Below are 12,940 nucleotides of genomic sequence, written 5' to 3'. Positions count from 1 at the left end.
TATATGAGACACGGTTGATATAAATGGAAAGTCTGTCTGAGGCGGACGAGGACGATCCTGAGTAAGCACGTGTAGGTTCGTCGGCAGGGTCGGATGGGTATAAGAGACAGGCAGCCAGAGCCAGACGGGCGCGGTATCGACGGCGTGGACGATGGCCGTGTTTTCCGGCACGCCGGGCAGCGGCTGGGCCGGGTCGCTCCAGGCTGGCGATTGGGGGCCGGCGGCGGCAAAGTCGCGCAGGGCCTTGAGCGTTTGCACGATGGCGCGCTCGGCCCGCTGGCCTGCCGTGCTTTTTATTTTTTCGGGCGGGGTGCGCTGGGCCAGGTGGGCATCCACCAAGCAGCAAAAGCGCTCGCGCAGGCCGGGGTAGGTGCGCAGGGCGCGGCGGGCAGCAGCCACGTTGTCGGCCAGCCAGCCCGCAGACGTGGTTTCATGACTGGCGGCAAGAGCGGCCAGCCACAGGTAAAGGGCACGGTTGAGTTCGCGGCTGTCGAACACGGCAATGGTTGGCGGCAAAGCCAGGGTTTCGCCGTCCAGCGAGGTGACGGCGGCGCGCTCGCCATAGCCCGCGATTTTCTGAACCCAGCTGCGCCGCCCGCCGATTTTTTGTGCCGAAGCGGTCGCCACGCGCACGGCAGCGTCGCCCCCGGCTGCGCGAAACAGCAATTCAACGGCACGGGTCACGTCCTCCAGCGGCACGGCCGCTTCCATGAAGGAAGGGTCCGCCACGCGCATGATGAGGCGGTGCCAGCGTTCGCCCACCCACTCTTCCATGATGCTTGCTCCGTTGTTGCGGCTTTTTGAACGCGTTCAGTCTTGCGGCGCCCACACGGCCTGCACCACTTCGTCAAGGGCAGCGGCGGTGTCGTGGTCGTCGGTGAGGGCATCGACGATGGCGGCGCGGCAGGCTGTGCGTTCGTCCAGCCCGGCCACGATCAGGCGGCCTGCCACCACCAGCAAGCGCGTGCTGACGGTTTCTTCAAGGTCTTGATCCGTCAGGCGGCGCAAGGCCGTGGCCAGCCGCACCAGGCGCGTAGCCAGCTCAGGGCTGGCATGGGCTTCTTTTTCGATAATGCGCTGCTCCACATCAGCCACGGGGTAGTCAAAGCCCAAGGCCACAAAGCGCTGGCGCGTGCTGGGCTTGAGGTTTTTGAGCAGGTTCTGATAGCCAGGGTTGTAGGAGACGACCAGCATGAAGCCGGGCGGCGCTTGCAGCTGCTCGCCCGTGCGCTCGATGGGCAGGATGCGGCGGTCGTCGGTCAGCGGGTGGAGCACGACGGTGGTGTCTTTGCGGGCTTCCACCACTTCATCCAGATAGCAGATGGCGCCCTGGCGTACGGCGCGCGCCAGCGGGCCGTCAGACCAGACGGTGTTGCCGTCGCCGATGAGAAAGCGCCCAACGAGGTCGGCGGCCGTCAGGTCGTCATGGCAGCTCACGGTAATCAGCGGGCGGCCCAAGCGGGCGGCCATGTGTTCCACAAACCGCGTTTTGCCGCAGCCCGTGGGGCCTTTGAGCAGCACTGGCAGGCGCTGCCGGAATGCGTGTTCAAACACGCGGCATTCATCGGCCTGTTCGGCATAAAACGGAATGGCGGCCTGGGCCTGATCGGTTGCGGACATCGGCTTTCTCTCTTGATGAAACGACAAAAGGCTGAAAAAAAATCGCCGCTCCCTCTTGCAGGTTGCGGCGATCGGGATCGTCAGACAGATGGGGGGCGCATCACGGGTTTTTCAACGCTCCGCACATCTGTCATTGCTGGCGCACTGCGGTTTTATTCACCGTGGCGCACGCGCTGGGCCACGCCGGGCATCACGCCGCCACGGCGGCCATACCAGTTGCCTTCCACCGGCTCGCCGCCGATGAAGAAGCTGGCGAGATACAGCACCAGACCGATCAGGAAGGCCACGCCGCCAAACAGGCGCACCCAGTAGAAGAAGACGATCTGGTCTTGCGCGGCCATGAAGGCCATGGCGCCATCGGTCGGGAAGCGTTGCAGGTAGATCTGCACCGCGCCGGCCAGCGTCAGCGCCAGGGTAATCACGCCCATGCCGACGCTCATGATCCAGAACGACCAGATTTCCACCGTCTGCGAAGCGCGGCTGTTGGCCACGCGGCCGCGCAGGGTGGGCATGGCGTAGCTGATCAGGCAAATCACCACCAACGCATAAGCGCCATAGAAAGCCAGGTGGCCGTGCGAAGCCGTCAGCTGCGTGCCGTGCGAGTAGTAGTTCACCCACGAGAGCGTGTGCAGGAAGCCCCAGATGCCAGCGCCCAAAAAGCCCAGCACCGTGCAGCCCAGCGCCCACACCACGGCAGCCTGGTTGGCGTGGTCACGGCGGCGGCGTTGAACCATGCGGTAGGCAAACAGCGTCAGCAGGAAGAAGGGAATCGGCTCCAGCGAGGAGAAAATGTTGCCGACCAAGTGCCAGTAGCCCGGCAGGCCGATGAAGTAATAGTGGTGAGCCGTGCCCAAAATGCCCGAAAACAGGGCCGTGGCCATGATCACGTAAATCCACTTGTCCACCACTTCGCGGTCAGCGCCAGTGGTCTTGATGAGCACGTAGGCCAGCAGCGAAGCCAGAATCAGCTCCCACACGCCTTCCACCCAGAGGTGAACCACGAACCACCAGTACATCTTGTCGCGCACCAGATCGTGCGGGTTGTAGAACGAGAACAGGAACATCAGCGCCAGGCCCCACAGCCCAATCATCAGGATGGTGGTGACGGTGGTCTTGCGGCCTTTCAGATAGGTCATGCTCAGGTTGAACAGCATGGCCAGCGCCACGATGACGATGCCTACCTTGGTCGGCAGCGGTTGCTCCAGAAACTCGCGGCCCATGGTCATGAGCAGGTCATTGCCGGTCAGCTCCGCCAGCCGGGCGTAGGGCACCAGCAGATAGCCCAGGATGGTGGCTGCGCCTGCTACCAGAAAAATCCAGAACATCAGCAGCGCAAGCCCCGGGCTGTAAAGCTCGGTTTCCGCTTCTTCGGGCACCAGGTAGTAGGCTGCGCCCATGAAGCCGAACAGCAACCACACGATCAGCAAGTTCGTGTGCACCATGCGGGCCACATTGAACGGAATGTGCGGAAACAGAAAGTCGCCATAGATGTACTGCACGCCCATGACCAGACCAAAAATGATCTGGCCCACAAACAGGCCCAGCGCTGCAATGAAATACGGCTTGGCGACCGCCTGCGACTTGTATTTGAGGGTAAAGGTGGTATTGCTCATGATGGATGAATCCTCTCGTGCGGCGATCAGCCTTCGATATTGGGCGGCCAGCTTTCAGTATCGATTTCGCCGGTCCATTTCAGGAACTCGACGAGGTCGTCGAGCTGCTCATCCGTCAGGTTGAACTGCGGCATCTGGCGGCGGCCCTTTGCGCCCAGCGGCTGCGCCTGCATCCAGCCTTTGATGAACTCGGCGCCGCCATCGTCTCCGCCACGGCGTTTGTAAACGTTGCCCAGCTCCGGCGCGAAATACGCGCCCTCGCCCAGCAGCGAGTGGCAGCCCACGCAGTTGCGCGTTTCCCAGATTTTCTTGCCGCGCACCACCGCTTCGCTCATTTGCGACTGGTTGCTGCGCTCAGGAATGCGGCGTTCGGAATCAAACACCAGCCCGATGAAGATGAAAATGAAAAACAGCGACCCACCGTAGAAGATGTTGCGGGCCATCTGCTTGGTGAACCCGCTTGATGCTCCTGAACTCATGGTTCAATTTCTCCGAGGTTGAAAAACGACGGTGGAGCATAGCGAATCTCAAAAACCCATCCTTGAAACAAGTCAAATACGCCGGATTTCCATCGGTTCGGTCTCTGAAGGGGAAATTTATATTGATAATAACAATTCTCATTTGGAATAAAGAGATGAATTCCTCCCGCCGCGATATACGCATTTGTGGCGCTTTTTCCGCGAAAGGCCATGCGCCTGGCCTTCCTGAGCAGCATGCGCCGGGCCGATACGCCAGCGCCCTGCCCTGCTAGCATGCCCGCCCCTGTTTCACTCGCAAAGGAGATTTGCCATGACCTCATCCCCAAGCCCCTGCGCCGCCCGCCTGCTGGCCGCCGCCTGCGCCGCCGCCGTGCTGGCTGGCTGCGCCAACGTCACTGAAGGGCAGCGCAACGTCATGATCGGCACCGGCGTGGGCGCGGCGGCAGGCGGCCTCATTGGCGATGGCCGGGGTGCGGCCATTGGCGCGGCCGTAGGCGCGCTGGGCACCTACGCCTGGACGCAGTACATGGAAAACAAGCGCCGCGACATGGAGCGCGTGGCCGCAGGCACCGGCGTCAGGGTGGAGCAGACGGCCGACAACCAGCTCAAGCTCAGCGTGCCCAGCGACATTTCCTTTGCCACCAACAGCGCGCAAATCGTCTCCAGCCTGCGCCCTGTGCTGGACACCTTTGCCAACGGCCTGAGCCAGCAGCCGGGCCTGGAAATCGTCATCGTCGGTCATGCCGACAGCAGCGGCAACGACGCCATCAACGACCCCCTGGCCCGCAACCGCGCCGCCAGCGTGCGCGACTACCTCGTCTCGCGCGGCGTCAGCAGCGCCCGCATCCAGACCGAAGGGCGCGGCTCGCGCGAACCCATCGCCAGCAACGCCACCGCCGAGGGCCGTGCGCGCAACCGCCGCGTGGAAATCTTCCTGGCCGAACGCGCCCAGCAGCAACCCGCCTACCAGCAGCCAACACATCAGCAACCCGCGTATCAGCAGCAGCCCGGCTACTCCACTCCCGTCGGCACTCCCATGAATTGATGAGGCCTCATGAGCCGCCTCCCGCTGCCCGCAGACTGGCTCGTGCCGGACTGGCCCGCCCCGCCCGGCGTGCGGGCCGTCTGCACCACACGCTCTTGTCCAGCAGGTGACGCGCCTTCGGCCGCGCCCTGGGGCGGCTTCAACCTGGCGGATCACGTCGGCGACGCACCGCAGGCCGTGGCCTCACACCGCGCCGCGCTGGCCGCCTGCACGGGCGCGCGGCCTGTTTTTCTGGAGCAGGTGCATGGCTGCCGCGTGGCGGAACTTGATGCTTACGCGCCTGACGGCCAGCCTGCTGATGCCGCCGTTACCGCCAGCTCCGGCGTAGCCTGCACCGTCATGGTGGCCGACTGCCTGCCCGTGCTGCTGGCCCGCGCGGATGGCGCAGCAGTGGCTGCCGCCCATGCGGGCTGGCGCGGGCTGGCGGGCGGCGTGATCGAAGCTGCGGCGCAGGCCGTGCGTCGCCTGGGGCCGCACCCGCCCGCATCTGCAGCGTCCGCCACATCCGCCGTCGAAGTCGTGGCCTGGCTAGGCCCCTGCATCGGCCCTGACGCCTTTGAAGTCGGCCCTGAAGTGCGCGCTGCCTTCACCGCCGCCCGCCCTGAAGCCGCCGCCTGCTTCACCCCTCGCCCCGGCGGCAAATGGCTGGCCCATCTGCCCGCCCTCGCCCGCCAGCGGCTGGCCGCGCTGGGCATCCCCGCTTGGGGCAACGACGGCAGCCCCGCCTGGTGCACCTTCAGCCAGCCGCAGCTTTTTCACTCCTATCGCGCCCGCCCCGTCACGGGCCGCATGGCCGCCTGCGTCTGGCTGCAAGCCGGGCATCCCTGAATTCATCCCGCTCAGGTAACAACCGTGCGGCCCAGTGTCGCTCAGGCGTATTAAAAACCGGAGCAAATCTAGCGGGTATAAAAATCCCGTTTGCGCCCGTTCCACTAGGACCAGCAGCTATGTATTTGATAGCTGATTCAGGCTTCTTTCAGCGCCCGCCGCCTGCAATAACGCCCGCCGTTTACCAGTTTGGGTTGTTGCTGCCTACAAGATCGCAGAGACTCAATCGTTTGAAAGCATGCTGCCTCTGAATTCGCATAATGCAGCCGGCCTCCAGACTGGCTCATTAGGTGACACAGCAATCTGTTTTGTAGGCGAGAATCCAGTCATTACAACCTACGAAATGAAAATGAAGCGCGTCACGCAAGACGACATTGGCGCGGCTGTAGCCAAAATAACCAGAGCGCCAACCAGAATTCACAACCGCCTGTTTGTCACCACGGATGCAATCAACCCTATGGTGACTGAATACATCGCAACGTTTTACGAAAACTGGCAGCATTGAGATTCTTATTTTTGATTGCATCGAATGTATGCAGCACCTTCTGCACCATTCCATCGCATTCGAGAGAATTACCTCAAAGCTTATCAGAAACTGGCTTTAGACGAGCCAGATTCATCTGCCGGCCAAACGTTACAAGAAGCATTTCCGGGATTGTGCCAGACTGCGAAAGCAGTGAATGAATTCAGCGATTCAGAAATCTGCAAGGCAATAAAAGAGCTTCGTCCAACCATTACGCAAATCCCAAAACACAGATTTGCCAAGCTATCCAGCCCGTACCTGGACGTCTCAGTCGTCAGACTCCTCAAACTCGCTTCAGAAACTAAAGCAAGATCAGTGTTTCCCTGGTTCACGCCTGCGCCTTGCGCGGGTCCAGCGCGTCGCGCAGGGCGTCGCCCGTGAAGGTGAGCAGCAGCAGGGTGACAACCAGCACGCCGAAGGTGGAAAGGGAGATCCACCAGGCGTCGATGTTGTTTTTGCCCTGGCTGAGCAGCTCGCCCAGCGAAGGGGTGCCGGGCGGCACGCCCAGGCCCAGGAAGTCGAGCGAAGTCAATGCCAGAATGGCCGCGCTCATGCGAAAGGGCAGGAAGGTGACTACGGGCGTCAGGCTGTTGGGCAGCAGGTGCCGCCACACCAGCCGCCAGCGCGATACGCCCAGCGCGCGGGCGGCGCGCACGTAGTCCAGCTGGCGGTTGCGCAGGAATTCGGCGCGCACGTAGTCCGACAGCCCCATCCAGCCGAACAGGCCCAGCAGCACGATCAGCAGGCTCACGCTGGGCGATAGCACGGCGCTGAAGATGATGAGCAGATACAGCTCCGGCATGGCGCTCCAGATTTCAATGAAGCGCTGGCCCGCCAAATCCACCTTGCCGCCAAAAAAGCCCTGCGCAGCGCCTGCCGCTACGCCCAGGGCCACGCCCAGGGCGGTAAGCGCCAGGCCAAAGAGCGCGCTGACGCGAAAGCCGTACAGCAGCTGCGCCAGCAAATCGCGTCCGCGATCATCGGTGCCCAGCCAGTTTTCGCGCGAAGGCGCGGCGGGCGCGGGCGCGTCTGAAAAGTAGTTGATGGTCTGCGCGCCATACGGATTGGGCGGATAAATGGCCCAATTTCCGGGTTTTTCAAATTGCTGGCGAATATAGGGATCAAGATAATCGGTTTCCGTGTGGAAATCGCCGCCAAAAACCGTTTCCGGATAGCTTTTGAATATTGGAAAGTAATAAGCGCCTTCGTAGCGCAATATCAGCGGCTTGTCGTTGGAAAGCAGCTCCGCCAGCAGACTGAGGGCCACCAGCACGGCAAAAGCCATCAGGCTCCAATACCCCAGCCGGTGGCGCTTGAAGCGCAGCCATGCGCGGCGGGCAGGGGAAAGCGAGGCGAAATCAGGCATGAGTCAAATGCGGGCCGCTTATTCCTCAAGACATTCTTATCCGAATTATCCAAAACGGATTCAAGGTTTATTTCCAAACTGTTTTATTCAATTGTGAAGATGCCATGATTGCTCACGAAGCCTTCCAAGTTCATCAAATAGCTTGCTCAAATTGGCATTGATAATTTCAGAGGTTTTGAAGGCGCCTGTCGTTTACATCATGTTTTCAAACTGCCATTTTCTGACCGTGGCGTTGTTCCATTATTGAGCGCTGGCAGCTTTTGCGTCTTTTAATAAAAAGGCAGGAAACCGCCCTGCAAGGGCTGGCTTCCTGCCTTTCGGGTGGAGCGGTTTACAGCAGATTCATCTTCTTGGCCGCTTCGGTCAGTTCATCGCGGAATTTGGGGTGGGCGATGCTGATGAGCGCCTTGGCGCGGTGCTGGGCGCTTTGGCCGCGCAGCTGGGCGACGCCGTATTCGGTGACGACGTAGTCGATGTCGTTTTTGCTGGTGGTCACATGCGTGCCGGGCGTGAGCGTGGGGGCAATGCGGGAGATGGTGTCGTCCTTGGCGGTGGAGGGCAGCACGATGAAGGCCTTGCCGCCACGGCTGCGGTTGGCCGCGCGCACGAAGTCGGCCTGGCCGCCGGTGCCCGAATAGGGCTTGATGCCTTGCGATTCAGAGCCGCACTGGCCCAGAAAGTCAATCTGCATGGTGGCGTTGATGGCAATGAGCTTGTCGTTTTGTCCGGCCAGGTAGGGGTCGTTGGTGAAGTCCACGGGGTGCATTTCCACGGCGGGGTTGCGGTCCATGAACTGGTAGAGCTTTTTGCTGCCCAGGCCGAAGGTGGCGATCATCTTGCCGGGCAGGTAGTTCTTGCGGCGGTTGGTGATGACGCCCGCTTCCACCAGGGTCATGATGCCGTCGCCGATCATTTCGGTGTGCACGCCCAGGTCTTTCTTGTGGGTGAGCTGCATCACCACGGCGTCAGGAATGGCGCCGTAGCCGATTTGCAAGGTGGCGCCGTCTTCGATCATGTCGGCCACGTATTTGCCAATGGCTTCCTGCACGGGGCCGATCTTGGGCAGGCCCACTTCCAGCACCGGGTCTTCGCTTTCGGTCAGGGCCGTGACTTGCGAGATGTGGATGTGGCAGTTGCCAGCGGCGAAGGGCACGTTGGGATTGACTTCCAGCACCACCGCGCGCGCTTTCTTGATGGCGGCCATCGTGTAGTCAGGCCCCAGGCTCAAAGAGAACCAGCCGTGCTTGTCCATGGGCGAGGCCATGCTGAACACCACGTCGGACTTGACCAGGCCCTGCTCGATCAGCGCGGGCAGCTCGGAGAAGTAGGCCGGCACGTAGTCAATCCAGCCCGCTTGCGCGCCTGCGCGCGAAGGGCCGCCCACAAAGTAAGCCAGGTGGCGCACGTTGCGGCTCGTTTCAGGATCGAAGTAATCGTATTTCTGGATGGGCAGGATCTGGCCCACCGTCACGCCTTCAAACTCGCGGCGCTGATCGCTCAGCGCTTTGAGCAGCGTGGGCGGCTCGGCCACGCCCGTGGGCACGACGATGGCATCGCCGTTTTTCACGACGCGCACGGCGTCATGGGCAGAAAGGCGTTTTTGGGCATACAAAGCTTCAAAGCTCATGGTTGTCTCCTTGAAAGGTTATGGAAAAAACAATCCTTGCCTTCATCAACTCAGTCGAATTTGACGCGCGGATCCACCCAAACGTAACACAGGTCAGACACCAGCCGCGTCACCAAGCTGATGAGGGTAAACAAATACAGCGTGCCCAGCACCACCGGGTAGTCGCGGCGGATCACGCTTTCATAGCTCAGCAGCCCCAGGCCGTCGAGCGAAAACAGCGTTTCAATCAGCAGCGCCCCCGTGAAAAACGCGCCGATGAACGCCGCCGGAAAGCCCGTGACGATGGGAATGAGCGCATTGCGCAGCACGTGTCCATAGAGCACCTGCCGCTCGCCCAGCCCTTTGGCGCGCGCCGTGAGCACGTATTGCTTGCGGATTTCTTCCAGAAAGCTGTTGCGCGTGAGCATGGCCGTGGTGGCAAAGCTGCCCAGCACCATGGCCGTCACGGGCAGGGTCACGTGCCAGAGGTAATCGGCCACCTTGCCCCAAAGAGACAGCTCGTCGAAGTGGGCCGACGTCAGCCCCCGCAGCGGAAACCACTGCAACTGCCCGCCAAACACCACCAGCAGCGCCACGCCCAGCACAAAGCCCGGAATGGCGTAGCCAGCCAGCAGCAGCACGGTGGTCGCCAAGTCAAAGCGCGAACCCGCGCGCACCGCCTTGGCCACGCCCAGCGGCACGCTCACCAGGTAAGAGATGAAAAACGTCCACAGCCCCAGGCTGGCCGAAACCGGCAGCTTCTCGCGGATGAGCTGCCACACATCCTTGTTCTGGAAAAAACTCGTGCCCAGATCAAAGCGTGCGAACTGCCGCAGCATGATGAAAAAGCGCTCGTGCGTGGGCTTGTCAAAGCCATAGAGCTTTTTGATCTGCGCCAGCCGCGCCTCATCCACGCCCTGGCCGCCCCGGTAAGTGAGCGCGCCGCCTTCGGCCGCGCCGCCCGCCGCCTTGGCCTCGGCCAGGTACTGCTCCACCGGCCCGCCCGGCACGAACTGCAAAACGATGAAAGTCAGCAGCAGCACGCCCAGCAGCGTGGGCAGCATCAGCAGCAGGCGTTTGGCAATGTAGGCAGACATGGCAAGGCTGACGGCCCGCCGCAGCGGCAGGCCCTGAATCCATCACGCCCCTAGCCTACTCCATTTCACTTCATTTTTGATAGCTGCCCGCGCTGATTCCACGGGGACTTGTGGCCGGTTTGGCCTTGAAACCCAGCGCCAGAGCCAGCCTTGCCGCCAGCGCGGCCCATCCGCCCTGCTCCGCCTGCACGCCGCATCCGTTAAAAACGCCGTTTTGCCCCGCCCCGCCCGCGCCATGCGAATCGCCACCTGGAACGTCAATTCACTCACCGCCCGCCTGCCCCACGTGCTCGACTGGCTGGCCGCCAACCCCGTGCAAGTGTTGGCGCTGCAAGAGCTGAAGATGGCCGACGAAAAATTTCCGCACGACGCGCTGGCCGCCGCTGGCTACAGCGCCGCCGTTTACGGGCAAAAAACCTACAACGGCGTGGCGCTGCTGCTGCGTCAGCCGCTGGCGGCTGAAGACGTGACGCGCGGCATCAGCGGCTTTGCCGACGACAACGCCCGCCTCATTGCCGCCACCGTGCCCGCGCCGGGCGGGCCGCTGCGCCTGGTCAATGGCTATTTCGTCAATGGGCAAGAGCCAGGCTGCGACAAGTTTGATTACAAAATGCGCTGGCTCACCGCCCTGCACGGCTGGCTGCAAGCGGAGCTGGCGCGCCACCCGCGCCTGGCGCTGGTGGGCGACTTCAACATCGTGTCCGAAGACCGCGACAGCCATGACCCCGTAGGCCTGGCAGGCGCCATCCTGCACACCCCGGAAGAACGCGCGCACTTTCGCAGCCTGCTGAATCTGGGCCTGCAAGACGCCTTCCGCCTGTTCGAGCAGCCGCCGCAAAGCTTTTCATGGTGGGATTACCGCCAATTGAGCTTTCAGAAAAACCGTGGCCTGCGCATTGACCACATTCTCATCAGCGCGGCGCTTGTACCGCAAGCGCGCGCCTGCGCCATTGACCGCGCCCCGCGCAAATGGCAGCGCCCCAGCGACCACACGCCCGTGGTGCTCACGCTGGAATGAAAAACGGTTTTCTCCCCTTTTTCCGCTTATTGCCCGCCTAGCATTCGGCCCCGCTAAAATCCGCCCCCATTCACTATTGCCTTTCGGAAAACACCATGAAAAAAACACTGGCGCTCGCCCTGCTGCTTTCGCTGCCCATGCTGGGGCAGGCGCAGGATGGCGAGAAAAACAGCGGCCTCATCAAAAGCGTTTCCGGCGCCGTCTCTGGCGCAGTGCAAAGCGGCAAAGACATCATCAAGGGCGTCAAACAAGGCTGGGATGAAGGCCGCCAGGGCGGCACCAGCCTGGACGACGCCGTCATCATCCACGACCGCAAATTCAAGGATTACGTGGAAATCAGGATTTTCTCCGTCAATCTTGATGCTGGCGTGTACACCGTGAATATCGGCATCAAAAATAAAACCGACCGCATCGTCCGCCTCACCAACCTGATGGAACAGAAAAACCTGCAATTGCTGGACCAAGACAAATACGTGGCTTATTCCGGCTCCGTGGACAATGACATCACGGTGCCCAAAAGCGCCGCCATCAAATACACCTTTTATTTTCCCTCCAGCGCCCTTGTTTCAGCCGCGAAAACCCTGCGGCTGTACGAAGAAGACATTCCCCTGAATTAAGCGCCAGAAAACCGGGCGCCAGAAACCTTCATTTTCCCGCCTCAAACATCAAAGGAGAAACGCCATGAGCACCTGCGCCTGCGCCGCCGCTGCGGCCGCCGCCGCTGCCGCCAACCAGCCGCCCCACCAGCACGGCCCCGGCTGCGGCCACACCGCCATCCGCCACAACGGCCACGTGGACTACCTGCAAGAAGGCCACCTGCACCACCCGCATGAAGGCCGCGTGCAAGAGCACTCCATCGCCGTCTCCGACACCAACCCCGAAGGCTGCACGCCCCCTTGCGCCGGCCACGAGCCGGGCCATGTGCACGGCCCCGGCTGCGGCCACGAAGCCGTGCCGCACGGCAACCACATCGACTTTCTCGTCAATGGCCGCCTGCACCACCCGCACGGCGACCACTGCGATGACCACGGCCCCGTGGAAGTTGTCCAGGGCTGACCCTCGCCTCATCGCCCAAGCAAGCCAGCGCCTTTCATCGCGAAGGCGCTGGCTTCTTTCTTTCCGGCCCCGCCTTCGCCTGCTCTTCGCCGCCTCCTCAGAAACCTGCGCGCCAGCACCTTCCAGTTGCGGCTCATTCGCTCCTTTTCCGATAGCTGCCCGCACACGTTCCACTAGGACCATCGTCATTTTCGAGGCTGATTTTTCGCTATTTAAACGAAAGCAAAATCCGGACGAACGCCGCCGCATGCGCGCTGGCGCGCTCATCCGGGAACCTGTTCAGCGTCTGGCCGTGAGGGGCAAAAGAGCGTGAACGGCGCGCGAATGGCATCGCCAGCTCTGCGGCGGCAGACAGCAGCGCCTGATCCTGGCTCGCGCTCTGCGCCGCCCTGCCCTGCTCTTTCTGGATGAAGCCTCCGCCCTGATGCGCAGGCCCTGTCTGGCAAACGCGCCAATCTGAGCCGCCTCATGCCAAATGCCCGCGCGACGCTGCCCTCCCAAATGCGCGCGCCCGATGAACAAGGCGCAGCCTGCAAGCCGCTCCGCATGTCCGGCTACACCTGAAAAAGGAGCAAATTCAGGGGGTCGGAAATGCCATACCTCGCACATTCCATCGGGACTTCATGCTATCAAGAAAATAGCGAAATAACGCCGCCTGTCCCATGCCTTGCGCGCCCACGGACGGGCTC

General features: G+C 61.9%; 13 protein-coding genes and 1 pseudogene. 6 read left to right on the top strand and 8 right to left on the bottom strand.

Features of this window, described 5'->3' with window-relative positions:
- From C1720_RS13080 to C1720_RS13075, 5 genes and pseudogenes are all read right to left on the bottom strand, one after another.
- Positions 1-774 (bottom strand): annotated as a pseudogene (locus tag C1720_RS13080) (hypothetical protein); the annotation flags it as partial.
- Positions 775-810: 36 nt separating this feature from the next.
- A complete protein-coding gene (locus C1720_RS09035) occupies positions 811-1,620 on the bottom strand; it encodes a CbbQ/NirQ/NorQ/GpvN family protein (RefSeq protein WP_102283964.1) in 810 nt (269 codons plus the stop codon).
- A gap of 152 nt (positions 1,621-1,772) precedes the next feature.
- A complete protein-coding gene (locus C1720_RS09030) occupies positions 1,773-3,233 on the bottom strand; it encodes a cbb3-type cytochrome c oxidase subunit I (RefSeq protein WP_102283963.1) in 1,461 nt (486 codons plus the stop codon).
- Between the two features lie 26 nt (positions 3,234-3,259).
- Positions 3,260-3,712: a c-type cytochrome gene (locus tag C1720_RS09025; protein ID WP_050714645.1), complete on the bottom strand. Its 453-nt coding sequence runs from the start codon at positions 3,710-3,712 to the stop codon at positions 3,260-3,262.
- The gene (locus tag C1720_RS13075; protein WP_146006951.1) at positions 3,709-3,987 is read right to left on the bottom strand and encodes a hypothetical protein; all 279 of its coding nucleotides are present in this window, start codon (positions 3,985-3,987) and stop codon (positions 3,709-3,711) included. The genes C1720_RS09025 and C1720_RS13075 overlap by 4 nt, the downstream gene beginning before the upstream one ends.
- Positions 3,988-4,022: 35 nt before the next feature.
- Here C1720_RS13075 and C1720_RS09020 point away from each other — a divergent pair, with 35 nt between their 5' ends.
- The 3 genes from C1720_RS09020 (at position 4,023) to C1720_RS13070 (ending at position 6,090) form a co-directional block, all read left to right on the top strand.
- On the top strand, positions 4,023-4,757 hold the full coding sequence (locus tag C1720_RS09020) for a YiaD family glycine zipper/OmpA-like lipoprotein (protein ID WP_102283962.1): 735 nt from the start codon (positions 4,023-4,025) through the stop codon (positions 4,755-4,757).
- Positions 4,758-4,766: 9 nt separating this feature from the next.
- Positions 4,767-5,585: a peptidoglycan editing factor PgeF gene (gene pgeF, locus C1720_RS09015; protein WP_102283961.1), complete on the top strand. Its 819-nt coding sequence runs from the start codon at positions 4,767-4,769 to the stop codon at positions 5,583-5,585.
- Between the two features lie 238 nt (positions 5,586-5,823).
- Complete coding sequence (locus C1720_RS13070) at positions 5,824-6,090, top strand: hypothetical protein (RefSeq protein ID WP_146006950.1); 267 nt, start codon at positions 5,824-5,826, stop codon at positions 6,088-6,090.
- A gap of 346 nt (positions 6,091-6,436) precedes the next feature.
- Here C1720_RS13070 and C1720_RS09010 read toward each other — a convergent pair whose 3' ends face one another.
- The 3 genes from C1720_RS09010 to C1720_RS09000 all read right to left on the bottom strand — a co-directional run bounded on the left by C1720_RS09010 (position 6,437) and on the right by C1720_RS09000 (position 10,177).
- A complete protein-coding gene (locus C1720_RS09010) occupies positions 6,437-7,474 on the bottom strand; it encodes an ABC transporter permease (RefSeq protein ID WP_050714648.1) in 1,038 nt (345 codons plus the stop codon).
- 331 nt (positions 7,475-7,805) lie between these two features.
- A complete protein-coding gene (locus C1720_RS09005) occupies positions 7,806-9,101 on the bottom strand; it encodes an acetyl-CoA hydrolase/transferase family protein (RefSeq protein ID WP_050714649.1) in 1,296 nt (431 codons plus the stop codon).
- 50 nt (positions 9,102-9,151) lie between these two features.
- Positions 9,152-10,177: an ABC transporter permease subunit gene (locus tag C1720_RS09000; protein ID WP_102283960.1), complete on the bottom strand. Its 1,026-nt coding sequence runs from the start codon at positions 10,175-10,177 to the stop codon at positions 9,152-9,154.
- A 235-nt stretch (positions 10,178-10,412) separates the two neighbouring features.
- Between C1720_RS09000 and xth the strand changes: the two genes are divergently transcribed.
- The 3 genes from xth (at position 10,413) to C1720_RS08985 (ending at position 12,251) form a co-directional block, all read left to right on the top strand.
- Positions 10,413-11,195 (top strand): exodeoxyribonuclease III, encoded by a 783-nt coding sequence (xth, locus tag C1720_RS08995; RefSeq protein ID WP_050716353.1) that lies wholly within the window; start codon positions 10,413-10,415, stop codon positions 11,193-11,195.
- A gap of 95 nt (positions 11,196-11,290) precedes the next feature.
- Positions 11,291-11,812 carry a hypothetical protein gene (locus C1720_RS08990; RefSeq protein WP_102283959.1) on the top strand — a complete coding sequence of 174 codons (522 nt, stop codon included), beginning with the start codon at positions 11,291-11,293 and terminating at the stop codon, positions 11,810-11,812.
- A 64-nt stretch (positions 11,813-11,876) separates the two neighbouring features.
- Positions 11,877-12,251: a hypothetical protein gene (locus C1720_RS08985; RefSeq protein WP_102283958.1), complete on the top strand. Its 375-nt coding sequence runs from the start codon at positions 11,877-11,879 to the stop codon at positions 12,249-12,251.
- Positions 12,252-12,940: the final 689 nt, after the last annotated feature.

The organism is Ottowia massiliensis, assembly GCF_900240305.1.
Lineage (GTDB): Bacteria > Pseudomonadota > Gammaproteobacteria > Burkholderiales > Burkholderiaceae_C > Ottowia > Ottowia massiliensis.
The sequence above is the reverse complement of the archived record's forward strand: the minus strand, read 5'-3'. Positions and strand labels throughout refer to the sequence as shown.

Coding starts and splice junctions, on each gene's coding strand:
- C1720_RS09035 (WP_102283964.1), bottom strand. CDS start 1,620: ATGTCCGCAACCGATCAGGCCCAGGCCGCCATTCCGTTTTATGCCGAA.
- C1720_RS09030 (WP_102283963.1), bottom strand. CDS start 3,233: ATGAGCAATACCACCTTTACCCTCAAATACAAGTCGCAGGCGGTCGCC.
- C1720_RS09025 (WP_050714645.1), bottom strand. CDS start 3,712: ATGAGTTCAGGAGCATCAAGCGGGTTCACCAAGCAGATGGCCCGCAAC.
- C1720_RS13075 (WP_146006951.1), bottom strand. CDS start 3,987: ATGCTAGCAGGGCAGGGCGCTGGCGTATCGGCCCGGCGCATGCTGCTC.
- C1720_RS09020 (WP_102283962.1), top strand. CDS start 4,023: ATGACCTCATCCCCAAGCCCCTGCGCCGCCCGCCTGCTGGCCGCCGCC.
- pgeF (WP_102283961.1), top strand. CDS start 4,767: ATGAGCCGCCTCCCGCTGCCCGCAGACTGGCTCGTGCCGGACTGGCCC.
- C1720_RS13070 (WP_146006950.1), top strand. CDS start 5,824: ATGCTGCCTCTGAATTCGCATAATGCAGCCGGCCTCCAGACTGGCTCA.
- C1720_RS09010 (WP_050714648.1), bottom strand. CDS start 7,474: ATGCCTGATTTCGCCTCGCTTTCCCCTGCCCGCCGCGCATGGCTGCGC.
- C1720_RS09005 (WP_050714649.1), bottom strand. CDS start 9,101: ATGAGCTTTGAAGCTTTGTATGCCCAAAAACGCCTTTCTGCCCATGAC.
- C1720_RS09000 (WP_102283960.1), bottom strand. CDS start 10,177: ATGTCTGCCTACATTGCCAAACGCCTGCTGCTGATGCTGCCCACGCTG.
- xth (WP_050716353.1), top strand. CDS start 10,413: ATGCGAATCGCCACCTGGAACGTCAATTCACTCACCGCCCGCCTGCCC.
- C1720_RS08990 (WP_102283959.1), top strand. CDS start 11,291: ATGAAAAAAACACTGGCGCTCGCCCTGCTGCTTTCGCTGCCCATGCTG.
- C1720_RS08985 (WP_102283958.1), top strand. CDS start 11,877: ATGAGCACCTGCGCCTGCGCCGCCGCTGCGGCCGCCGCCGCTGCCGCC.